Origin of the sequence: Mycolicibacterium grossiae (assembly GCF_008329645.1) — a bacterium.
Taxonomy (GTDB): domain Bacteria; phylum Actinomycetota; class Actinomycetes; order Mycobacteriales; family Mycobacteriaceae; genus Mycobacterium; species Mycobacterium grossiae.
Map to the genome: position 1 here is coordinate 1,864,673 of NZ_CP043474.1, position 21,488 is coordinate 1,886,160.

At 71.5% G+C, this 21,488-nt stretch carries 22 protein-coding genes; 15 read left to right on the plus strand and 7 right to left on the minus strand.

Going from position 1 to position 21,488, the window contains the following annotated elements; genetic code table 11:
- The first annotated feature begins 30 nt into the window (after positions 1–30).
- Genes ttfA through nhaA form a run of 7 tightly spaced genes read left to right on the plus strand, consistent with a single transcriptional unit; the run spans position 31 to position 8,155 of the window.
- A complete protein-coding gene (gene ttfA, locus FZ046_RS08895; RefSeq protein ID WP_070354528.1) occupies positions 31–831 on the plus strand; it encodes a trehalose monomycolate transport factor TtfA in 801 nt (266 codons plus the stop codon).
- 30 nt (positions 832–861) lie between these two features.
- On the plus strand, positions 862–1,638 hold the full coding sequence (locus tag FZ046_RS08900; protein ID WP_070354529.1) for an SDR family NAD(P)-dependent oxidoreductase: 777 nt from the start codon (positions 862–864) through the stop codon (positions 1,636–1,638).
- 6 nt (positions 1,639–1,644) lie between these two features.
- Positions 1,645–2,529, plus strand: a complete 885-nt coding sequence (locus tag FZ046_RS08905; RefSeq protein ID WP_070354530.1) for a hypothetical protein — start codon at positions 1,645–1,647, stop codon at positions 2,527–2,529.
- 11 nt (positions 2,530–2,540) lie between these two features.
- On the plus strand, positions 2,541–3,197 hold the full coding sequence (locus FZ046_RS08910) for a TrmH family RNA methyltransferase (protein WP_070354546.1): 657 nt from the start codon (positions 2,541–2,543) through the stop codon (positions 3,195–3,197).
- Between the two features lie 15 nt (positions 3,198–3,212).
- Positions 3,213–4,376, plus strand: coding sequence for a glycoside hydrolase family 76 protein (locus tag FZ046_RS08915; protein ID WP_083298379.1), 1,164 nt, complete (start codon positions 3,213–3,215; stop codon positions 4,374–4,376).
- Positions 4,377–6,329, plus strand: coding sequence for an acetoacetate--CoA ligase (locus FZ046_RS08920; RefSeq protein WP_070354531.1), 1,953 nt, complete (start codon positions 4,377–4,379; stop codon positions 6,327–6,329).
- Positions 6,326–8,155, plus strand: a complete 1,830-nt coding sequence (gene nhaA, locus FZ046_RS08925) for a Na+/H+ antiporter NhaA (RefSeq protein WP_070354532.1) — start codon at positions 6,326–6,328, stop codon at positions 8,153–8,155. Before FZ046_RS08920 ends, nhaA begins: the two co-directional genes overlap by 4 nt.
- Here the strand turns inward: nhaA and FZ046_RS08930 are convergent.
- Positions 8,152–8,712 carry a TetR/AcrR family transcriptional regulator gene (locus tag FZ046_RS08930; protein ID WP_070354547.1) on the minus strand — a complete coding sequence of 187 codons (561 nt, stop codon included), beginning with the start codon at positions 8,710–8,712 and terminating at the stop codon, positions 8,152–8,154. The genes nhaA and FZ046_RS08930 overlap by 4 nt on opposite strands.
- A 108-nt stretch (positions 8,713–8,820) precedes the next feature.
- On the opposite strand from FZ046_RS08930, the gene FZ046_RS08935 reads away from it, so the two are divergent.
- Genes FZ046_RS08935 through FZ046_RS08945 form a run of 3 tightly spaced genes read left to right on the plus strand, consistent with a single transcriptional unit; the run spans position 8,821 to position 11,876 of the window.
- Positions 8,821–9,852, plus strand: a complete 1,032-nt coding sequence (locus FZ046_RS08935; RefSeq protein WP_070354533.1) for a Rieske 2Fe-2S domain-containing protein — start codon at positions 8,821–8,823, stop codon at positions 9,850–9,852.
- 7 nt (positions 9,853–9,859) lie between these two features.
- On the plus strand, positions 9,860–10,948 hold the full coding sequence (locus FZ046_RS08940; RefSeq protein WP_070354534.1) for an NAD(P)H-dependent amine dehydrogenase family protein: 1,089 nt from the start codon (positions 9,860–9,862) through the stop codon (positions 10,946–10,948).
- A gap of 10 nt (positions 10,949–10,958) precedes the next feature.
- Positions 10,959–11,876: an LLM class F420-dependent oxidoreductase gene (locus FZ046_RS08945; RefSeq protein ID WP_070354535.1), complete on the plus strand. Its 918-nt coding sequence runs from the start codon at positions 10,959–10,961 to the stop codon at positions 11,874–11,876.
- A gap of 3 nt (positions 11,877–11,879) precedes the next feature.
- Here FZ046_RS08945 and FZ046_RS08950 read toward each other — a convergent pair whose 3' ends face one another.
- Positions 11,880–12,569 (minus strand): VTT domain-containing protein, encoded by a 690-nt coding sequence (locus FZ046_RS08950; RefSeq protein ID WP_070354536.1) that lies wholly within the window; start codon positions 12,567–12,569, stop codon positions 11,880–11,882.
- A gap of 99 nt (positions 12,570–12,668) precedes the next feature.
- Between FZ046_RS08950 and FZ046_RS08955 the strand changes: the two genes are divergently transcribed.
- Complete coding sequence (locus FZ046_RS08955; protein WP_070354537.1) at positions 12,669–13,682, plus strand: alcohol dehydrogenase catalytic domain-containing protein; 1,014 nt, start codon at positions 12,669–12,671, stop codon at positions 13,680–13,682.
- Between the two features lie 105 nt (positions 13,683–13,787).
- Positions 13,788–14,825, plus strand: a complete 1,038-nt coding sequence (fbaA, locus tag FZ046_RS08960; RefSeq protein ID WP_070354538.1) for a class II fructose-bisphosphate aldolase — start codon at positions 13,788–13,790, stop codon at positions 14,823–14,825.
- 16 nt (positions 14,826–14,841) lie between these two features.
- Here fbaA and FZ046_RS08965 read toward each other — a convergent pair whose 3' ends face one another.
- Together FZ046_RS08965 and FZ046_RS08970 are read right to left on the minus strand one after the other, a co-directional pair.
- On the minus strand, positions 14,842–15,723 hold the full coding sequence (locus tag FZ046_RS08965) for a type IV toxin-antitoxin system AbiEi family antitoxin domain-containing protein (RefSeq protein ID WP_070354539.1): 882 nt from the start codon (positions 15,721–15,723) through the stop codon (positions 14,842–14,844).
- Between the two features lie 89 nt (positions 15,724–15,812).
- The gene (locus FZ046_RS08970; RefSeq protein WP_070354540.1) at positions 15,813–16,529 is read right to left on the minus strand and encodes an Rv0361 family membrane protein; all 717 of its coding nucleotides are present in this window, start codon (positions 16,527–16,529) and stop codon (positions 15,813–15,815) included.
- Positions 16,530–16,645: 116 nt separating this feature from the next.
- Between FZ046_RS08970 and FZ046_RS08975 the strand changes: the two genes are divergently transcribed.
- The gene (locus tag FZ046_RS08975; RefSeq protein ID WP_070354541.1) at positions 16,646–17,059 is read left to right on the plus strand and encodes a DUF3151 domain-containing protein; all 414 of its coding nucleotides are present in this window, start codon (positions 16,646–16,648) and stop codon (positions 17,057–17,059) included.
- 3 nt (positions 17,060–17,062) lie between these two features.
- Here FZ046_RS08975 and FZ046_RS08980 read toward each other — a convergent pair whose 3' ends face one another.
- The 3 genes from FZ046_RS08980 to FZ046_RS08990 are packed head-to-tail and all read right to left on the minus strand — an operon-like array spanning position 17,063 to position 19,480.
- On the minus strand, positions 17,063–17,962 hold the full coding sequence (locus tag FZ046_RS08980; protein WP_070354542.1) for a cation diffusion facilitator family transporter: 900 nt from the start codon (positions 17,960–17,962) through the stop codon (positions 17,063–17,065).
- A gap of 41 nt (positions 17,963–18,003) precedes the next feature.
- On the minus strand, positions 18,004–18,795 hold the full coding sequence (locus tag FZ046_RS08985) for a site-2 protease family protein (RefSeq protein ID WP_070354543.1): 792 nt from the start codon (positions 18,793–18,795) through the stop codon (positions 18,004–18,006).
- A gap of 37 nt (positions 18,796–18,832) precedes the next feature.
- On the minus strand, positions 18,833–19,480 hold the full coding sequence (locus FZ046_RS08990; protein ID WP_149484233.1) for a peptidase M50: 648 nt from the start codon (positions 19,478–19,480) through the stop codon (positions 18,833–18,835).
- 85 nt (positions 19,481–19,565) lie between these two features.
- On the opposite strand from FZ046_RS08990, the gene FZ046_RS08995 reads away from it, so the two are divergent.
- Both FZ046_RS08995 and FZ046_RS09000 read left to right on the plus strand, forming a co-directional pair.
- Complete coding sequence (locus FZ046_RS08995) at positions 19,566–20,855, plus strand: adenylosuccinate synthase (RefSeq protein WP_070356376.1); 1,290 nt, start codon at positions 19,566–19,568, stop codon at positions 20,853–20,855.
- Complete coding sequence (locus FZ046_RS09000) at positions 20,852–21,484, plus strand: PaaI family thioesterase (RefSeq protein ID WP_070356375.1); 633 nt, start codon at positions 20,852–20,854, stop codon at positions 21,482–21,484. Before FZ046_RS08995 ends, FZ046_RS09000 begins: the two co-directional genes overlap by 4 nt.
- Positions 21,485–21,488 lie beyond the last annotated feature (4 nt).

The window sequence follows — 21,488 nt, forward strand, 5'->3', positions numbered from 1 at the left end:
TCGCGGCGCTCACCCAGTAGTCTGGGGGCAATGGTCCCTCTCTGGTTCACGCTGTCCGCACTCTGCTTCGTGGGTGCGGGCGTCCTGCTGTACGTCGACGTCGACCGTCGGCGCGGATTGGGCCGGCGCCGCAAGTCCTGGGCCAAGTCACACGGCTTCGACTACGAGACGGAGTCCTCCGAGATCGTCGGCCGCTGGAAGCGCGGCGTGATGTCGACCGTCGGCGACGTGACGGCCAAGAACGTGGTGCTCGGCCAGATTCGCGGCGAGGCCGTGTTCATCTTCGATCTCGAAGACGTCGCCACCGTCATCGCGCTGCACCGCAAGGTCGGCACCAACGTCGTCGTCGACGTGCGGCTCAAGGACGTCAAGGAGCCCCGCGAGAGCGACATGTGGCAGCTCGGCGCGATCGGCCCGCGGATGGTGTACTCCACCAACCTCGACGCCGCCCGCCGCGCGTGCGACCGCCGCATGGTGACGTTCTGCCACGCCGCGCCGGACTGCGCCGAGATCATGTGGAACGAGCAGAACTGGACGCTCGTCGCCATGCCGATCGGCAGCACCCGCGCCCAATGGGACGAGGGCCTGCTGACGGTCCGTCAGTTCAACGACCTGCTGCGCGTCCTGCCGCCGGTGCCGCAACCCGGCCAGCCCGCCATGGCCGGCCAGGGTGCGCGTCGCAACGCCGGGCCCGGCCGCCCGTTCGCACGCCCGGCCGAGCTGCCCGCCGGTCGCGGCGACCTGCCGCCCGGGCGCGGCGACGTCAGCCGCTACACCCAGCAGCGCCCGCCGGCGCGCAACGGCAGGCAGTCGCCGCACTACCAGCGCTAGCCGGTCCGGCGGCGCAGTAGCCTGGCGGGCATGTCCCGCCCCGTCGCACTGATCACCGGACCGACGTCCGGACTGGGAGCGGGCTTCGCCCGCCGCTATGCCATCGACGGCTACGACCTGGTGCTCGTCGCGCGCGACGTCGACCGCCTGGAGAGCCTCGCCGCCGAACTGCACGACGAGGCGGGCGCCACCGTCGAGGTCCTGCCCGCCGACCTGGCGATCGAGGCCGACCGCGCCCGCGTTGGGGAACGGCTCGCCGCCGGGGTGCGGGTGCTGGTGAACAACGCCGGCTTCGGCACGTCGGGGGAGTTCTGGACCGCCGACCTCGCCGCGCTGCAGAAGCAGCTCGACGTCAACGTCACCGCCGTCATGGCCCTCACCCACGCCGCGCTGCCGTCGATGCTCGCCGCCGGCGAGGGCACCGTGATCAACGTCGCCAGCGTCGCCGGGCTGCTGCCCGGCCGCGGCTCCACCTACTCGGCGTCCAAGGCGTGGGTCATCGCCTTCTCCGAGGGACTCGCCAACGGCCTCGACGGCACCGGCGTGGGCGTGCACGCCCTGTGCCCGGGCTTCGTGCGCACCGAGTTCCACGAACGCGCCGGCATCGACATGGCCGGCACCCCCGGCTTCCTCTGGCTGGAGGTCGGCGACGTCGTGCGTGACACCCTGGCCGACGTCGCCAAGGGCCACGTGGTGATCGTGCCGGGGCTGCAGTACAAGGCGCTCACCACCGGCGGCCGGCTGGTGCCGCGCACCCTGGTCCGTGCCGCGACCAAGGTGGTGGGCCGCGGCCGAGGCCGGACCTAGTACCGCGTGCGCACGCTGATCGCGCTGCTCTCGGTCGTCGGGCTGGTCTCGGTGGCCTGCTCCGACGACGCTGCCGCCGCGCCGTATGGGGCGACCACGGCCGCGCTGGGGGAGTCGCAGGCCGTCGTCGGGTGGAACGTCTCCTTGGCCAACCTGCGCTTCGAGGGCGACCGCGTCCTCGTCGACGTCGACGCCGCGCCGGCCGACCCCGCGGCGCCGCACGCCAGGGCGGATTCCCTGCGCTTCGGCCTGTATGGCGCGCTCGCCCACCCGATCGAGGCGGACGGCGCGCGCGGCTGCGCCGACGTCACGTCGCTCGACGTCCAGCCCGCCACGGTCAGCGCCGAGAAGATCAGCGGCACGGTGTGTCTCGGGCCGTTGCGCGACCAGACCCAGGTGCGCGGCGTCTACGCGTACTCCCCGCAGGACCGGATCGCGGGCACCACGGTCGCCTACCCGGCCTCGTTCCCGGTGGGGCTGACCCCCACCAACCCCAACGACACCGGGCTGGAGTTGCAGACCTCCAGCGTGGACGCGTTCCGGGCCGACGGCGCGAAGCTCGAGCCCACCGCGCTCGGCGACCCGGGCGCCTTCACCGGCAACGGCTACATGCTGCTCGGGTTGCAGGCGACCGGCCTGGCCGCGCGGTACCGCGACGAGTCGGAGCGGCGCGGCGGGCCGCTGATGCTCGTCGTCGCGCCGACGCTGAAGCCACCCGGCCTCTCGCACGCCTGCGAGGTCTACGGCGCCTCGGTGCTGGTGCTGCCCGACGCCGCCCTCGACGCGGTGTCGGTGCAGGCGTCGCTGTGCACGCAGGGCGAGATCAACCAGGCCCTGTTGTATCCGACGGTGTCCGTGATCGGCACGCACGCGGCGCTGTGGACCAAGTGACCGACGGCGGCGTGACCGACGGGCCCGGGCCCACCGAATGGGGCGTCGCCCCGGGCGTCGGACCGTGGACGACCGAGCGCGGCGGGCCGGTGCCCGCCGATCCCCGCTACGACCCCGACCTGCTGCGCGACGGCGACACCCGCAACGTCGTCGACGCCTACCGGTACTGGACCCGCGAGGCGATCGTCGCCGACATCGACACCCGCAGGCATCCGCTGCACGTCGCGATCGAGAACTTCGGCAACGACGCCAACATCGGCGCGGTGGTGCGCACCGCCAACGCGTTCGCCGTGCACACCGTGCACATCGTCGGCCGGCGGCGCTGGAACCGCCGGGGCGCCATGGTGACCGACCGCTACCAGCACCTCGCCCACCACGACACCATCGCCGACCTGCTGGCGTTCGCGGCCGGCGCGGGCCTGCAGGTGGTCGCCGTCGACAACGTGCCCGGCGCCGTGCGGCTGGAGCAGACCGCGCTGCCGCGCAACTGCCTGCTGGTGTTCGGGCAGGAGGGCCCCGGCATCACCGACGCCGTACGCGCCGGCGCGGCCACCATCGTGTCGATCGCACAGTTCGGGTCCACCCGCAGCATCAACGCCGGCGTCGCCGCGGGCATCGCCATGCACGCCTGGATCGCCCGACACGCCGACCTGGACCACGCCTGGTAGGGCAGGATCGTCGGCATGGATCAGCTGTGGGCCAACCGGGCGGCCAGCGCCGAGACCGCCGTCACCAGACGGCACCTGCGGCGGCTGTGGCAGCTGCCGGGCACCCAGCTCGGCGTCGTCGCCTGGCCCGGTGAACGCCGGTACGCCCTGTTCGGGACGTGGCACTACTGGTGGCAGGCGCACCTGCTGGACTGCCTCGTCGACGCCCAGGTGCGCGACCCGCAGCCCGAGCGGGTGACGCGGATCGGCCGCCAGATCCGCGGCCACCACGTGCGCAACCTGCTGCGCTGGACCAACGACTACTACGACGACATGGCCTGGCTGGCCCTGGCGCTGGAGCGCGCCGGCCGGCTCGTCGGCGTCGCACGGCCGAAGGCGCTCGACGCGCTCGGCGAGCAGTTCCTCAACGCCTGGGTGCCCGAGGACGGCGGCGGCATCCCGTGGCGCAAACAGGACCAGTTCTTCAACGCCCCCGCCAACGGTCCGGCGGGCATCTTCCTGGCCCGCCACGACCGGCTGCGGCGCGCGCAGCAGATGGCCGACTGGATCGACGAGGTGCTGATCGATCCCGAGACGCACCTGGTCTTCGACGGCATCAAGGCCGGGTCGCTGGTCCGCGCGCAGTACACCTACTGCCAGGGCGTGGTGCTGGGTCTGGAGACCGAACTCGCCGCCCGCACCGACGACCCGCACCACGCCGAGCGCGTGCACCGGCTCGTCGCCGCCGTGCGCGACCACATGGCTCCCGACGGCGTCCTGCGCTCCGCAGGCGGCGGCGACGGCGGCCTGTTCGGCGGCGTCACCGCGCGCTACCTGGCACTGGTGGCGACGACCCTGCCCGAACGCACGCCGCAGGACACCGCCACCCGCGCCGCCGCGCGCGACCTGGTGCTGGCCTCCGCGCAGTCCGCGTGGGACTACCGGCAGACCGTCGACGGGCTGCCGCTGTTCGGCGCGTTCTGGGACCGGGCCGCGGTGGTACCGACGGCCGGCGGCGCGGACGCCGAGTTCGTCGACGGCGCCGTCAACGCGTCGCAGACGCCGGAGCGGGACCTCTCGGTGCAGCTGTCGGGCTGGATGCTGATGGAAGCTGCGCATACGCTCAGCACCGACTCCGGGCCGGACCCCGTGCCGGATCCGGCGCCGGACGCCGATCCCGAACCGCAGGAAGAGGAGTAGATGACCCTCGCCGACGAGCTGCCGGGCAGCTGGGCGCCGGATGACGCCACGATCTCCTCGGCCACGCTGACGCGCTTCCTGGGCTGGCTGGCCGAGACCGGGCGCGGCGAGTTCGCCGACTACCAGGAGCTGTGGGAGGCCTCGGTCGCCGACGTGGCGTGGTTCTGGGACGCCGTCTGGCACTTCTTCGACGTCCGGTCCACACCGCTGCCCGACGTCGTGCTCGCCGACGCCGCGATGCCCGGCGCGCAATGGTTCCCGGGCGTCACGCTCAACTACGCCACCGAGGTGTTCCGGCACGAGACCGCCGACCGGCCCGCGCTGGTCGCCGCCGGCGAGGACGGGTCCGTCGACTGGTCGTGGGACCGGCTGCGGCGCGAGACCGCGTCGTTCGCCGCCCACCTGCGCGGCCTCGGCGTGCGACCCGGCGACCGCGTCGTCGGCTACCTGCCCAACGTCGCCGAGGCCGTCGTGGCGTTCCTCGGGTCGGCCGCGGTCGGGGCGACGTGGGCGGTGTGCAACCAGGACCTCGCCGTCGGCGGCGTGGTCGCGCGGCTCGCCCAGCTCGAGCCCAGCGTGCTGGTGGCCAGCGACGGGTCGCTGTACAACGGCAAGCGCATCGACCGCGGCGCCGAACTCGCCGAGATCCGCCGCCAGCTGCCCACCCTCAAGGACACCGTGCTGGTGCCGCGCTTGGGCGCCCCGGCGCCTGCGGACGTGACGCCGTGGGCCGACGTGCTCGCCCACGACGCGCCGCTGGAGATCACCCCGGTACCGTTCGGCCACCCGCTGTGGGTGCTGTTCTCCTCCGGCACCACCGGCACGCCGAAGGGCATCGTGCACGGCCACGGCGGAGTGGTGCTCGAACACCTCAAGTACCTCGGCCTGCACCTCGACCTCACCGCCGACGACCGGTTCTTTTGGCAGTCCTCGACCAGCTGGATGATGTGGAACCTGCTGCTCGGCGGGCTGCTCGTCGGGTCGACGATCGTGTGCTACGACGGCAGCCCCACCCACGGCCGGACCGACCACCTGTGGCAGGTGGCAGCCGACGCTCGGGTCACTGTCTTCGGTGCCGGCGCCGGGTACTGGCTGGCGTGCGCCAAGGAGGACCTGCGTCCCGGCGAGCGCTACGACCTGGCGGCGCTGCGCGCGGTCGGCTCCACCGGCTCGCCGCTGCCGGCGTCGGGCTACCGGTGGCTGCAGGAGGGCGTCGGCCGTCGCATCCCGGTGGTGTCGGCGAGCGGCGGCACCGACGTCGTTACGGCCTTCATCGGCGGCTGCCCGCTGGTGCCGATCCGCGCCGGCGAACTCAACGTGCTGTGCCTCGGCGCGGCGATCGAGGCGTGGGCCGACGCGGACGCCCCGGTGGTCGAGGAAGCCGGCGAGCTGGTGATCACCAAGCCGATGCCGTCGATGCCGGTCTTCTTCTGGAACGACCCGGGCGGGGAGAAGTACCGCAAGGCGTACTTCGAGAAGTACCCGGGAACGTGGTGTCACGGCGACTGGATCACCATCACCGACCGCAGATCAGTAGTGGTGCACGGTCGTTCGGACGCGACGCTCAACCGCATGGGCGTGCGGATGGGCAGCGCCGAGATCTACAACGCCGTCGAGGGGCTGCCCGAGGTGGCCGACTGCCTCGTCGTCGGCTGCGAACTCGACGACGGCGGCTACTGGATGCCGCTGTTCGTGGCGCTCGCCGACGGCGTCGCATTCGACGACGATCTGCGGGCGAGGATCGTCGGCGCCATCAAGACGCACGCCTCGCCGCGGCACGTGCCCGACGACGTCATCGCCGTGCCCGGCATCCCGCGCACCATGACCGGCAAGCGCCTCGAGATCCCCATCAAGCGGATCCTGTTGGGCGCCAAGCCGACCGATGTGCTGACGCCGAGTGCGGTGGACCGGCCGGACCTGCTGGACGTCTTCACCGCGCACGCACGGACGTGAGCGAGGGGGCTCCGACGCGGCCGAGTCGGTTCGGCCGCGACCCGACGGCCGCCCGCAGCGGGGAGAACACCGCGGCGGCGCTGCTGCTGGTGTTCACCGTGCTGGCGATCGCGTGGGCGAACTCGCCGTGGGCGCACACCTACACCGAGTTCTGGGACACCCACGTCGGTCTGACGTTCGGCACCATGCACGCCGAACTCACCGTCAAGCACCTCGTCAACGATGCGCTGATGACGTTCTTCTTCTTCGCCGTCGGCCTGGAGGTGAAGAGCCAGTTCACCATCGGCGAGCTGACCGACCGGTCGCGTGCGGCCGTGCCGGTGCTCGCGGCGCTCGCCGGCCTGATCCTGCCTGCGGTGGTGTTCCTGGCGCTGAACCCCAGCGGCGACGACGCGCGGGCCTGGGGCGTGGTGATCTCCACCGACACCGCGTTCCTCGTCGGCGCGCTGGCGATCATCGGCCCGAAGTACCCGGCGCGGCTGCGCACGTTCCTGTTGACGCTGGCCGTCGTCGACGACGTGGGCGCCCTGCTGGCGATCGCGCTGTTCTACTCCGACGAGGTGGCGCTCTGGCCGCTGCTGGCCGCGGCGGCGCTGCTCGCGGCACTCGCCGCGGTGCGGCTGCTGCCCGCGATGCGCGGGCCGGCGTACACGGTGCTGGCCGTCGCGCTGTGGCTGGCGCTGTCCGCCGGCGGCGTGCACCCGACGCTCGCCGGCGTGGCGGTGGCCCTTCTCATTCCGGTGTTCACCCCGGAGCGGCAGCGCGTCGAGGAGGCCGCCGAGGTGATCCGCGCCTTCCGGCAGTCGCCGAACTCCGAGTACGCCCGGGCGGCGACCCGCAGTCTGCGCGAGTCCATCTCGATCAACGAGCGGCTGCAGACCGGCTTCGCGCCGTACGTCTCGTTCGGGGTGCTGCCGCTGTTCGCGCTCGCCAACGCCGGTGTGCGACTGGACCTCGCGACGATCACCGGGGCGCTGCGGTCGCCGCTGACGTGGGGCGTGATCGCCGGTCTGGTGGTTGGCAAGTTCGTCGGCATCACGGCGGCGACCGCGCTGGTGCGGGCCGTGGGGGTGGGTCAGCTGGCGCCGGGCCTGACGCTGCGCCGCGTGGCAGGCGGTGCGGCGCTCTCCGGGATCGGCTTCACCATCTCGCTGTTCATCGTCGACATCGCCATCACCGATCCCGCCAAGCAGGACCAGGCGCGCGTCGGCGTCCTCGCGGCGACGGTGCTGGCGTTCGCGCTCGGCTGGCTGTGGTTCCGGGTGTCCGACCGGCTGAGTCCGCCGGTCCCGGTCGGCGCGACGCTGGTGCGCGACGTCGACCCGCAGCGGGATCACCTGCGCGGCAACCCGACTGCCGAGCTGACGCTGGTGGAGTACGGCGACTACGAGTGCCCGTTCTGCAGCCGGGCCACCGGGTCCATCGACGAGGTGCGGGAGTACTTCGGCGACCGGTTGCGCTACGTGTGGCGTCACCTGCCGCTGGAACGCGTGCACCCGCACGCGATGGATGCCGCGCGCGCCAGCGAGGCCGCGGCGCTACAGGGCCGCTTCTTCGAGATGGGCGCGCGGATGTTCGAGTTCCAGGACTACCTGGAGTGGGAGCACATCTACCGCTACGCCGACGGCGTCGGCTGCGACATCGCGCGCTTCGACGAGGACCTGCATTCTCCGCGGGTGCTGCACCGGGTGATGGACGACGCCCAGGACGCCGAGGTGATGGACCTCAACTCGACGCCGACGTTCTTCGTCAACGGCCGCCGGCACAAGGGACCGTTCGACGCGGCGAGCCTCATCCGTGCGCTGGAGGAGACGCGGCCGGGTTAGCGCGGCGCGCGCAGGTAGTGCGCGATCGCGTTGGTCAGTCCGGCGCGCGCGACGTCCAGGTCGTAGTAGGAGCCGAGTTGGCGCTCCGACACCAGACCGCGCATGGCGCCGGGGATGAACGACGCGACCTCGCGGACGCGTTCCGGGTCGACGCCGGCGTCGGCGAACGCACCCTGGCAGGCCTCGATCCAGCTGCGCCCCCAGGACTTCAGCTCGGCGGCGGTCTTCGGGTACAGCCGGTCCAGCTCGTCGCCGTCGCGCGGCAGCGCGGCCCGCAGCGTCTCGATGGCGCGCGAGTCCGGTGCCGACAGCCCGTCGAACAGCAGATCGATGATCGCCGCGACGCGTTCGCGCAGCGGCGCCTCGGGCGTGGCCTGGCTGGGGAGCGAGCCGCGCCGCTCGGCGGTGCGGGCGAGCACGGCGGCCCAGAGGCCGTCGATGTCGCCGAACTGGTACTTGATGGCGCCCCAGGTGACGCCGGCGTCCTTGGCGATGCGGTTGGCCGAGGCGGCGGCGGTGTCCCCGGTGGCCAGCGCCCGCAGTGCGGCATCGAGCATCGCGTCGCGGGTGGCCTGACCACGCCGGTTGGTCCGGGCCGTCGCACTGCGGGTGGTCCTCGCGTCGGGCACTTGACGAATCGTAGAGGGCTCTGTGATTCTCGTCCAATGGCTGCGCCACCGCTGTCGATGAAGCCGACGGGCTGGTTCCAGGTCGCCTGGTCCGACGAGATCGGCGTGGGCGACGTCCGTCGGATGACCTACTTCGGCACCGACCTCATCGCCTGGCGCACCGAATCCGGCCGAATCACCGTGATGACCGCCTACTGCGAGCACCTCGGCGCGCACCTCGGCTACGGCGGGCACGTCCAGGGCGAGGTGCTGCAGTGCCCGTTCCACGGCTGGCAGTGGAATGCCGACGGGCGCAACGTGTGCATCCCGTACGAGCCCCGACCCAACCGCGGCCGGCGCATCCGCACCTTCCCGACCGTCGAGCGCAACGCCTCGGTCTACGTGTGGCACGACGTCGACGGCCGCGAACCCTTCTTCGACGCCCCCGACGTGTTCGGCGCCTTCGGCGACGACCGCACCGCCGCGGACTACTACCCGCAGCAGCGACTGTTCGAGCAGGGCCACGAGATGCACCCGCAGTACGTGCTGGAGAACGGCGTCGACTTCGCCCACTTCAAGTACGTCCACCAGACGCCGATCACCCCGATCTTCACCCGGCACGACTTCGCCGCACCGGTGTCCTACGTCGACTTCACCATCACGTTCACCGGCGACGACGGCCAGCGCATCGAGGACGTCGACAGCGGCGTGGAGGCCGTCAACGGCGGTCTCGGCATCGCGGTGACCAAGAGCTGGGGCATGATCGACAACCGCACGATCTCCTGCATCACCCCGGTCGACGACCGCACGTCGGACGTGCGGTTCATGGTCTACATCGGCAGGCCCGCCGGCACGCCCCGGAACCCCGAGCGCGCCCGGGCCAAGGCCGAGGAGTTCGGCGCCGAGGTGATCCGCCAGTTCCGTCAGGACATCCACATCTGGAGCCACCAGCGGTACTCCGACCCGCCGGCGCTGGCCAGCGGCGAACTCGAGGGGTTCACCGCGATCCGCCAGTGGGCCAAGCAGTTCTATCCCGACGGCATCGGCGGAAGCGCCGCCGAGGTCCACGCGGCACACACGAAGGGTTGAGCAGCAGATGACCACATCCCCGATCCGCGTCTTCCAGGTGGCGACCGGCAACGTCGGCACCGAGATGATCAAGCGGTTGCAGCACCGCCCCGACCTCGAGCTGGTCGGATTGCACTGCTACACACCGGAGAAGGTGGGACGCGATGCCGGCGAGATCGCCGGCATCGGCCCGATCGGCGTCACCGCCACGGGCACCGTCGAGGAGATCATCGCCGCCCGCCCGGACGTGCTCACCTTCCACGGCGTGTTCCCCGACGAGGATCTCTACGTCCGCGTCCTCGAGGCCGGCATCGACGTCGTCACCACCGCGGACTGGATCACCGGCTGGCACCGCGACACCAACCACCCCCACCCATCCGGGAAGCCGGTCTCGGAGGTGCTGCGCGCGGCGTGCGAGCGGGGCTCGTCGACGTTCTACGGCACGGGCATGAACCCGGGTGTCAACCAGATCCTCGGCGTGGTGTGCTCGGCCGACGTCGCGGAGATCGAGAACGTCACGACCATCGAGTCGGTCGACGTGTCCTGCCACCACAGTCGGGAGACCTGGATCGAGGTGGGTTACGGCCTGCCCGTGGAGGATCCGTCGATCCCGGGCAAGCTGCGCAAGTACACCGAGGTGTTCGCCGACAGCGTGCGGATGATGGCCGACTGCTTCGGCCTGACGCTCGACGAGGTGGCGTTCTCCTACGAACTCGGCGCCTGCACCAAGGACGTCGACCTCGGCTGGTACCAGCTGCCCAAGGGATCCCTCGGCGGCAACTACATCCGCTACCAGGGGATGGTCGACGGCGTGCCGCGGGTGGAGACCCACCTGGAATGGCAGATGACGCCGCACACCAACCCGAGCTGGGACGTCAAGGGCTGCTACATCACCCAGATCAAGGGCGACCCGTGCGTCTACAACAAGCACATGATCTTCCCGAAACCCGGTGTCGATCTGTCGAATCCGGCCGAGTTCGCCTCGATCGGCATGACGGTGACGGGGTTGCCCGCGCTCAACGCCATCCGCTCGGTGGTCGCGGCGCCCCCGGGACTGCTCACCAGCGCCGACGTCCCGCTGCGGGGCTTCGCCGGGCGGTTCGCACTCGGGGCCTAACATCGCAGGGGTGACCGAAGCCGCGAGCGCATCCGGACGTCCCCCCGTCGACTTCCCCTCCCAGATCGGTGTCTGGTGGGCCAGCGAGACCTGGGCCATGCCCGACGCCCAGGCCGTCGCCCGCGACATCGAGGCCATGGGCTACGGCTCGCTGTTCCTCCCGGAGATCGGGTTCAAGGACGCGCTCGTCGAGTCGCAGGCGTTCCTCGCCGCCACCGACCGGCTGGTCGTCGGCACCGGCATCGCCAACATCCACGTCCGCATCCCGTCGGCCGCCGAGACCGCGGGCCGCATGCTCAACGCCCTGTACCCGCACCGCTTCATGCTGGGCCTCGGCGTCAGCCACGCCCCGCTCGTCGAGGGCAACCTCGGCGGGAAGTACGCCAAGCCGCTGGCGACCATGCGCGACTACCTGGACCGGATGGCCGCCGTGCCGGAGGCCTTCGAGCCCGGGTCGGGCCGCCCGGTGCGGCTGCTGGCGGCGCTCGGGCCGAAGATGATCGAGCTGTCCGGCACGCACGCCGACGGCGCGCACCCCTACCTGGTGCTGCCCGACCAGACCCGCGTCACGCGCGAGATCCTCGGTGCGGACAAGTGGATCGTCAGCGAGCAGGCCGTCGCGATCGGCGGCGACGAGGACCAGCGGATGCAGTGGGCGCACGGGCACCTGATGGCCTACAGCGGACTGCCGAACTACCGGAACTCCTGGCTGCGGCAGGGCTTCGACGAGTCCGACCTGGTGCCCGGCGGCAGCGACCGGTTGGCGCGTCGGATCGTCTCGGTCGGTTCCGTCGACGACGCCGCGGCATCATTGCGGGCGCACCTCGACGCGGGCGCCGACCACGTCGTCGTGCAGGTGCTGGGGGACAACCCGACCATCGACCCGCGGCCCGCGCTGCGCGAGCTGGCCGCGGCGCTCGGTCTGTAGCGGCTACTCCGGGGCGGGCTCGCCGGGCAGCGCGCCCCGGCGGCGGGCCTCCCGGCGGCGCTTGTACCACTCCCAGACCATCGGGAGGATCGACAGCACCGCGATGAGGATGAAGATGGGCTCGAGCAGCTTCTGGATGATCTCGAACTGCCCGAGGCCATAGCCCAGCAGCGTGAGGCCCACGCCCCACAGCACGGCACCCAGGACGTTGAACGCCGTAAACACGCCGTAGCTCATCCGTGCGGCGCCCGCGGTGAGCGGGGCCAGCGTCCGCACGATCGGCACGAAGCGCGCCAGCACGATGGCGAACGGACCGCGCTCCTCGAAGAACAGGTGCGCCTCGTCGAGGTAGCGCTGCTTGAGGATGCGGGCGTCGGGCCGGAACATCGAGGTGCCGATGCTGCGGCCGATGAAGTAGCCCACCTGGCCGCCGAGGATCGCCGCGACCGGAATGAAGACCAGCAGCTTCCACAGCGCGAAGTCACCCTGGTTCACGTTGCGCGCGGTCTCGGTGCCCGCCGCCAGCATGCCCGCGACGAACAGCAGGGTGTCCCCGGGCAGGATCGGGAACAGCACGCCCGACTCGACGAAGACCACCAGCAGCAGACCCACCAGCGCCCAGGGACCGAAGTAGCCGATCAACGTCACCGGGTCGAGGAAGTCCGGCAGCAACGCAAGCGTGGTGGTGGTCACGACGCACCAAGATACCGGCGGGAGGTTGAGGGCCCTCACAGGCGAGCATTCCGGCCAGCAGGCATCCATGCACGGGTCTGCACGGATAGGGTTTGGCGCATGGCCACTCACCGCGCAGTCCACGTCCCCTCGGCCGGTGCCGAGTTCGCCTTCGCCGACGTCGAGACGGCTGCCCCGCCACGCGATCACGTACGCATCGCGGTGTCCGCGTGCGGTGTGTGCGGCACCGACCACGCCTTCGTCAACGGCGGCTTCCCCGGCCTGTCCTGGCCGGTGACCCCCGGCCACGAGATCGCCGGCACGGTGGCCGAGGTCGGCGACGGCGTCGAGGACTTCACCGTCGGCGACCGCGTCGCGGTGGGCTGGTTCGGCGGCAACTGCAACCGGTGCGTCCCGTGTCGGCAGGGCCACTTCATGCAGTGCGAGCGCATGCAGGTCCCCAGCTGGCACTACCCGGGCGGCTACGCCGAGTCGGTCACCGCGCCGGCCACCGCCCTCGCCCGAATCCCGGAGGGACTGTCGTTCGTCGAGGCCGCCCCGATGGGCTGCGCCGGGGTGACGACGTTCAACGGGTTGCGCAAGACCCGTGCCAAGGCCGGCGACCTGGTGGCCGTGCTCGGCGTCGGCGGCCTCGGCCACCTCGGCGTGCAGTTCGCCCGGGCGATGGGCTTCGAGACCGTCGCCATCGCGCGCGGCGCCGGCAAGGAGGCCGACGCCCGCGAACTCGGCGCGCACCACTACATCGACTCGACCGCCGGCGATCCCGCGGCCGAGCTGAAGAAGCTCGGCGGTGCGACGGTCGTGTTGGCCACCGCCGCCAACTCCGAGGCGATGGCCGCCACCGTCGGCGGGCTGGCCCCGGAAGGCGAACTCGTCATCATCGGCGTCACGCCGGACAACCTGCCGATCAGCCCGCTGCAGCTGATCAACGACGGGCTGTCGATCACCGGGCACCCGTCGGGCACCTCCCGGGACGTCGAGGAGACCATGCACTTCGCCCTGCAGACCGGCGTGCGCGCCATGATCGAGGAGCGCCCGCTCGCCGAGGCCGCCGAGGCGTATGCGGCCATGGACTCCGGCAAGGCGCGCTACCGGATGGTGCTCACCGTCTGACGTCGCCTCGAGGCACGTCGGCGAGGCCACCGGTGTCGGGTCGGTGTGGTTCTTGCCATACTGCACGGGAGACACCGTCGAGCTTCGAACGCCGAGAGGAAGCCCATGCCCATCGCCACGCCCGAGGTCTACGCCGAGATGCTGGGCCGCGCCAAGGAGCACTCGTTCGCGTTCCCGGCCATCAACTGCACGTCGTCGGAGACCATCAACGCCGCGATCAAGGGCTTCGCCGACGCCGGCAGTGACGGCATCATCCAGTTCTCGACCGGCGGTGCGGAGTTCGGCTCCGGGCTGGGCGTCAAGGACATGGTGGTCGGCGCGAGCGCCCTGGCGGAGTTCGCCCACGTCGTCGCCGCCAAGTACCCGGTGACCGTCGCGCTGCACACCGACCACTGCCCGAAGGACAAGCTCGACGGCTTCGTCCGCCCGCTGCTGGCGATCTCCGCCGAGCGGGTGAAGAACGGCCAGGACCCGCTGTTCCAGTCGCACATGTGGGACGGCTCCGCGGTGCCGATCGACGAGAACCTCGAGATCGCCAAGGACCTGCTGAAGCTGTCGGCCGACGCCAAGATCATCCTGGAGATCGAGATCGGCGTCGTGGGCGGCGAGGAGGACGGCGTCGAGAACGCCATCAACGACAAGCTCTACACCACGCCCGAGGACTTCGAGAAGACCATCGACGCGCTGGGCACCGGCGAGCACGGCAAGTACCTGCTGGCCGCCACGTTCGGCAACGTGCACGGCGTGTACAAGCCGGGCAACGTCAAGCTGCGTCCGGAGGTGCTCGCCGAGGGCCAGAAGGTGGCCGCGGCGAAGCTCGGCCTCGCCGAGGGCTCCAAGCCGTTCGACTTCGTGTTCCACGGCGGTTCGGGCTCGCTGAAGTCGGAGATCGAGGACTCGCTGCGCTACGGCGTCGTGAAGATGAACGTCGACACCGACACCCAGTACGCCTTCACCCGGCCCGTCGCGGGCCACATGTTCGCCAACTTCGACGGCGTGCTGAAGATCGACGGCGAGGTCGGCAACAAGAAGGTCTACGACCCGCGCAGCTACCTGAAGAAGGCCGAGGCGGGGATGACCGAGCGCGTCGTCGAGGCGTGCAACGACCTGCACTCCGCCGGCCGCTCCGTCTCCGCCGGCTAGTAGCGATTTCGGCGCGCTACCGATCGCTGGGCGACGGTTGGCGCGCCGAAATCGCACGGTGGAGGACCGCGAGGGTGCGGTCGGGGTACTGGTCGAGGTCGAGCCACGTGAACCGCAGCACCTGATTCCCGGCGAGGGTCAGGACATTCTGCTTGGTGCGGTCGCGCTCGAATGCCTCCGGGTCGGTGTGGAAGGCGAAGCCGTCGATCTCGACGACGACCGCGGCGTCGCGGAAGTGGAAGTCGACCTCATAGCCGGCGACCTTCGCATTGGCCCGCCAGCCGGTGATCCCGGCGCGGTCGAGCAGCCCGACGAACCGCCGCTCGGCCGGCGAGCGCGTCCCGTCGTGCGCCGCCCTCAGCAGTATCCGCGCCGCAGGAGACCCGTAGCGGCCCGTGTTGCGCAGGTGCGCTGCCCACAGCTGGCGCAGGTCGGTGTGGCGCTGCAACGCCTCGTCCATCAGCCTGGGACCGCCGCCGCGGCGCACCGCGGCCTCGATCGCGGTGAGCGCCAGCGACGTCACGCGCAGTCCGCGATGCTCGTCGACGTCGGCCGCCGGGAGGTCTCGACGACGCGTCCGGGAACCGGAGTGGTTGCGGCCGTGGCTGTTTCGCGGCACCGTCACCTCCACGACGTCGGGGGCGAACCGGGTGAGTCCGAGCCACCAGGCGGCCGCGAGCCCGCTCGCGCATGCCTGGGTCCCGTAGCCCCATACCGCCGCGCGGATGCGAGCGGCATCGGTGAACTCGCGGTCGTCGACGAAGAACACGCCGCGGGCGCATCGCCGCCAGTGCCCGGAGCGCACCCGCCGGCGCACCGTTTGTTCGCTGAGGCCGGCCTGGATCGCTTGCGTCAGGGTGATGACCCCGTCGTGGCGGCGAAGCGCGTCGTCGAGCACCTCAGTAGGACGCCCGCGGCGCGTCGCCGGTTCCGTCTACGTGATTTCGGCGCGCTTTCGTTCGCTGAGCGACGGTTGGCGCGCCGAAATCACTGGGGGGCCTGGCAGACCTTCCACTGGTCGTCGCGGAACTCGAGGTCGAAGCTGCGCGTCGAGCGGGTGGCGGGGTCGAAGGCCATGAACGACGTGACGTTGGCCTCGGCGTGGTCGCCGTTGACGACCACCTGGTCGACGCTCGCCACCACCGGGTACTGCCGGGCGGCGGCGACGCGGGCGTGGATGTCCTTCCACTTCGCGTCGTCGTAGTCGACGTAGGACACCGCCGTCTCGCCGCAGGTGATCGACCTCAGCTTTGCGAGGTCACCCTTCTGGATGGCGATGTCGAAGTCCTGGATCGTGCTGCGCACCTCGTCCTCGCGTGAGGCGGCGGCCTCGTCGTCGCGGGTGAGCAGGATGGTGCCGAGGATGGCGACGGCCACGACGGCGGCGATCACCAGCAGCACCGCGATCACCCAGCCCCAGCTGCGGCGCTTGGCCGGCGGCTTGGGGGCGTCCGGGCGGCCCGGGATGACCTGCGGTCCGGCCCCGCCGGGCTGGTGGGCGATGGGCTCGGTGAAGGCGCTGGCGTCGGCGACGTCGCGCGACGGCTGCGCGGCGCGGAAGACCTCGGTCTCCGGCTCGGGTACCTGGCCGATCACCTGCGTCTGGCCCGCGTCCGACGGCGACGGGGCGGTGAAGCGACGCTCTGCGGGGTCGACCCCGGCGTCCGGACGGTCGTCCTCGTCGTGCCCTGGTGGGTTCGACATCTTCGGTCTCACTTCTCCTCGCGACGGTGCCGGGACGAGCTTATCCACCCGCACCCCCCGACGCCGTGAACCCCGCCCCGGTTCGCACGGCCCATCCGCACGGCACAATGGGCCCCATGACGCGCATGGGTGACCTTCTGGGGCCAGACCCGGTACTGCTGCCGGGTGACATCGAGGCGGAGGACGCGCTGGACGCCGGCGAGCATGCCGCGATCGTCGCGGCCGCGCACCCGACCGCGTCGGTGGCGTGGGCCGCGCTCGCCGAGGAGGCCCTCGCCGCGGAGCAGGCCGTGATGGCCTACGCGTACGCCCGCACCGGCTACCACCGCGGCCTGGATCAGTTGCGCCGCAACGGCTGGAAGGGTTTCGGTCCGGTGCCCTACGCCCACGAGCCCAACCGCGGCTTCCTGCGCTGCGTGGCCGCCCTGGCGAAGTCTGCGGAGACCATCGGCGAGACCGACGAGTACCAGCGCTGTCTGGACCTGCTCGACGACTGCGACCCGAGCGCGCGCGGTCAGCTCGGCCTGTAGGGGTCAGCAGCGGCCGTGCTCGTCGCAGTCGCCCTCGGGCGGCTCGACCTGGACGGTGGCGTGCTCGAGACCGCGTGCGGCGAGCACGGCGCGGGTGTCGGACAGCACGCGGGCCGAGTCGCCACTGCAGGTGACGTGCGCGGTCGCCATGTCGCGGCCGGGCACCAGCGTCCACACGTGCAGGTCGTGCACGTCGGTCACGCCGCGCACCGAGGCCAGCGCGGTCCGCAGTTCGTCGACGTCGATGTGGCTCGGTGAGGACTCGGACAGGATCCGCAGCGCGGAACGGGCCAGCGAGATCGCCCGCGGCAGCACCCACAGCGCCACGAACACCGCGACGACGACGTCGGCGTAGGGCCACCGGGTGGTGACGGTGACGATGCCCGCGATCAGCACGCCGACGCTGCCGACGGTGTCGGCCACCACCTCCATGTAGGCGCCCTTGACGGCGAGGCTGTCCTCGCTGCTGGAGCGCAGCAGCAGCATCACGACGACGTTCGCCGCCAGCCCGGCCAGCGCGACGACGATCATCGGCACGCCGGGGACGTCGGGCGCGTCGCCGAGCCGCTCGACGGCCTCGTACAGGATGAACCCGGCGACGCCGAGCAGCAGCACGGCGTTGGCGACGGCCGTGAAGACCTCGGCGCGGTGCCAGCCGTAGGTGCGCGACGCCGACGCGGGGCCGTGCTTGGCCAGCAGCACCGCGGTGAGACCCATGAACATCGCGACGAGGTCGGTGAGCATGTGGCCGGCGTCGGCGAGCAGGGCGATCGAGTCGATGAGCAGCGCGGTGACGAGTTCGACGACGAAGAATGCGGCGAGGATCGCCGCGCCCAGCACCATCCGGCTCACCCGGACGTCGGCGCCTCCGTGCGCATGGCCGTGATCGTGTCCCGCACCCATGTCCGCAATCTATGCGCAAAGACGCATATGTCGCAAGGGGTCTACAGCCAGGCCGACCAGAACCGGGTGAGCTGGCCGCCGACGGACACCAGTGCGCTGGACACGTCGGACAGGTCGAAGACGAAGAACACGATCGAGAAGAACCACCGGTTGAGTTCCGGCACGATCAGCAACAGCAGCAGGATGAGGAATCCCCAGCCCTTGACCGGCTCCAGCTTGCGTTGCGTCTCGGGGGCCAGGTGCGGTTCCAGCGCCCCGTAGCCGTCCAGGCCGGGGATCGGCAGCAGGTTCAGGATCACCGCGGTGACCTGCAGGAAGCCGAGGAACGCGACGCCGGCCCAGAACACCGCGTGCTCGACGTCGTAGAACAACCGGGTCGCCGCGAGCAGCAGCACTGCCAGCACGACGTTGGCCAGCGGCCCGGCGAGGCTCACCAGCGTGCGCCGCCGCGGCGACATCCCCCACGTCCGCACGTACACCGCGCCACCGGGCAGGCCGATGCCGCCCAGGGCGATGAACAGCACCGGCAGGCCCAGCGACAGCATGGGATTCGAGTACTTCAGCGGGTTCAGCGTCAGGTAGCCGCGCATCTCGACGTCGTGGTCGCCGAACCGCCACGCCGTGAACGCGTGCCCGAACTCGTGCAGGCACAGCGACACCAGCCAGCCGAACACCACGAACGTGAACACGCCGACGTAGGCCAGCACCGGCGCGGTGCCGTCCTCGGCCAGCGGCGTCAGCCACGCCACCACGGCGCCGACGACCGTGATCGCCACGCACGCCAGGAAGATCGGGCTGGGGCGCACCGACTGGTGCAGGGGGCGGATGCTCACCTGGCCGAAGGTACCCCGTCGTCAACGCCGGCCCTGGTCACCGGACTGCCAGCCACCCCTGCACGTGCCGGTAGAACGTCGACCGCCGGACCGCCCGCGCACCCGGCCGGCCGTCGCGCACGACCGTCGCGCCGGGGCTGCCGAGCTGAGCGGCCCGCCCCGCCACCCAGCGGCGCGGACGCCACCGCCCGGTCGTCACCGCCGCGCGCAGCCCGGGCAGGGCGCCGGTCGGCTCGACGACGACGCCCGCGACGTCGCCGTCGAACAGCACCGTGTCGTCGACGACGGCCTCGCCGTGCAACGGTTCCGGGGCGACACCGGCCCACAGCGCGGCGCCGACCAGGGCGTGACCGGCGTCGTCGCGGATCAGCGGCACTCGGCTGGCGGTGCCCCCGAGGGCTGCGCGGACCGCCCGCCGGCCCGTGGGCAGCCGGTGGATCCGTGCGGCACGGGAGCGACGCGGGGGCAGGTAGGCCACCTCGACGTCGAGGCGCTCGGTGCGCAGCAGCCGGGTCAGCACCGCCGCGAGGTCCGCGTCGTCGCCGAGCACGGCGACGCGCGCCGCGGTCGCGGCGTCCACGGCGTCGTCGGCGTCGGCGGTGGTCACGGCGTCGAGCACCGCGGCGCCGGCGAGCCCGGCCGGGACGCGGCGGTCGGCGAAACGCAGCACGGCGAGGTCGGTCAAGGCGCCTCCTCGCTGGTGGCTGGGATAGGGTGTGTCACCGGCTGCATCACAGTAACGAGGCCACCAGCGAGCGGGAGATCAGGCCATGCCGGCAATCGTCCTCATCGGCGCCCAGTGGGGCGACGAGGGCAAGGGGAAGGCCACCGATCTCCTCGGTGGCCGCGTGCAGTGGGTCGTGCGGTACCAGGGCGGCAACAACGCGGGGCACACGGTCGTGTTGCCCACCGGGGAGAACTTCGCCCTGCACCTCATCCCCTCGGGAATCCTGACCCCGGGCGTCACCAACGTCATCGGCAACGGCGTGGTGGTCGACCCCGGGGTCCTGCTCACCGAGCTTCGGGGCCTCGAGGAGCGCAACGTCGACACGTCGCGCCTGCTGATCTCCGCCGACGCGCACCTGCTGATGCCGTACCACGTCGCCATCGACAAGGTCACCGAGCGCTACCTGGGCAACAAGAAGATCGGCACCACCGGCCGCGGCATCGGACCCTGCTACCAGGACAAGATCGCGCGCATCGGCATCCGGGTGGCCGATGTCCTCGAACCGGAGCTGCTGAGCCAGAAGATCAGCGCCGCACTGGAATTCAAGAACCAGGTGCTGGTGAAGATCTACAACCGCAAGGCGCTCGACGCCGACGAGATGGTCGCCGCGCTGCTCGAGCAGGCCGAGGGCTTCCGGCACCGCATAGCCGACGCCCGCCTGCTGCTGAACTCCGCGCTGGAACGGGGCGAGACGGTGCTGCTCGAGGGGTCGCAGGGCACGCTGCTCGACGTCGACCACGGCACCTATCCGTTCGTGACGTCGTCCAATCCGACCGCCGGCGGCGCCGCCGTCGGCTCCGGCATCGGCCCCACCCGCATCACCACGGTCCTGGGCATCCTCAAGGCCTACACCACCCGCGTCGGCTCCGGACCGTTCCCCACCGAGCTGTTCGACGAGCACGGCGCGTACCTCGCCAAGACCGGCGGCGAGGTGGGCGTCACCACCGGCCGGCCGCGCCGCTGCGGCTGGTTCGACGCGGTGATCGCCCGCTACGCCACCCGGGTCAACGGCATCACCGATTACTTCCTCACCAAGCTCGACGTGCTGTCGAGCTTGGAGACCGTGCCGATCTGCGTCGGCTACACCGTGGACGGCAAGCGCACCGACGAGATGCCGATGACCCAGAGCGACATCGCCCGCGCCGAGCCGGTCTACGAGGAACTGCCGGGCTGGTGGGAGGACATCTCCGGCGCCCGCGAGTTCGACGACCTGCCGAAGAACGCCCGCGACTACGTGCTGCGGCTCGAGGAACTCAGCGGCGCGCACGTGTCCTGCATCGGCGTCGGCCCCGGGCGCGACCAGACCATCGTGCGCCGGGACGTCCTGGCGTGACCGAGGCGGACCCACACGACCCGGACCATCACCGGCACGGCGGCTTTCCGGACTTCGAACGCGCCACGCCCGGACCGGGTTTCGGCCGGTTCCTGGCCGCCATGCGGCGGGCGCAGGACCTCGCGGTCTCGGCGGATCCCGACGACGAGACGTGGGACCGCGCCGCGGGTCTCACCGAGCAGCTCGTCGACCTGCTGGCCCCGTTCGAGGCCGCCGAGGGCGTCGGCCCGGCCAACCGGGTGCCCGACCTGCCGGGCGCCGGCAGCCTGCTGATGCCGCCCTACCGGGTGCACCAGTTCGACGCCGAGGCCGTCGAACTCACCGTGACGTTCAGCCGGTACCACGTAGGCGGCAACTACGCCGTACACGGCGGCGTGCTGCCGCTGATGTTCGACTCGACGTTCGGCATGGTCATCCACGCGACCGGCCGCCCGATCAGCCGCACCGGCTTCCTGCACGTCGACTACCGCAAGATCACCCCCATCGACGTCGAGCTGACGCTGCGCGCCTGGGTGCGGGAGACCCAGGGCCGCAAGTCATTCGTGAACGCCGAGCTGCGCGACCCGCAGGGCACCCTGCTCGCCGAGGCCAACGGCCTCATGATTCAGCTGCTACCCGGCCAACCCTGACCCG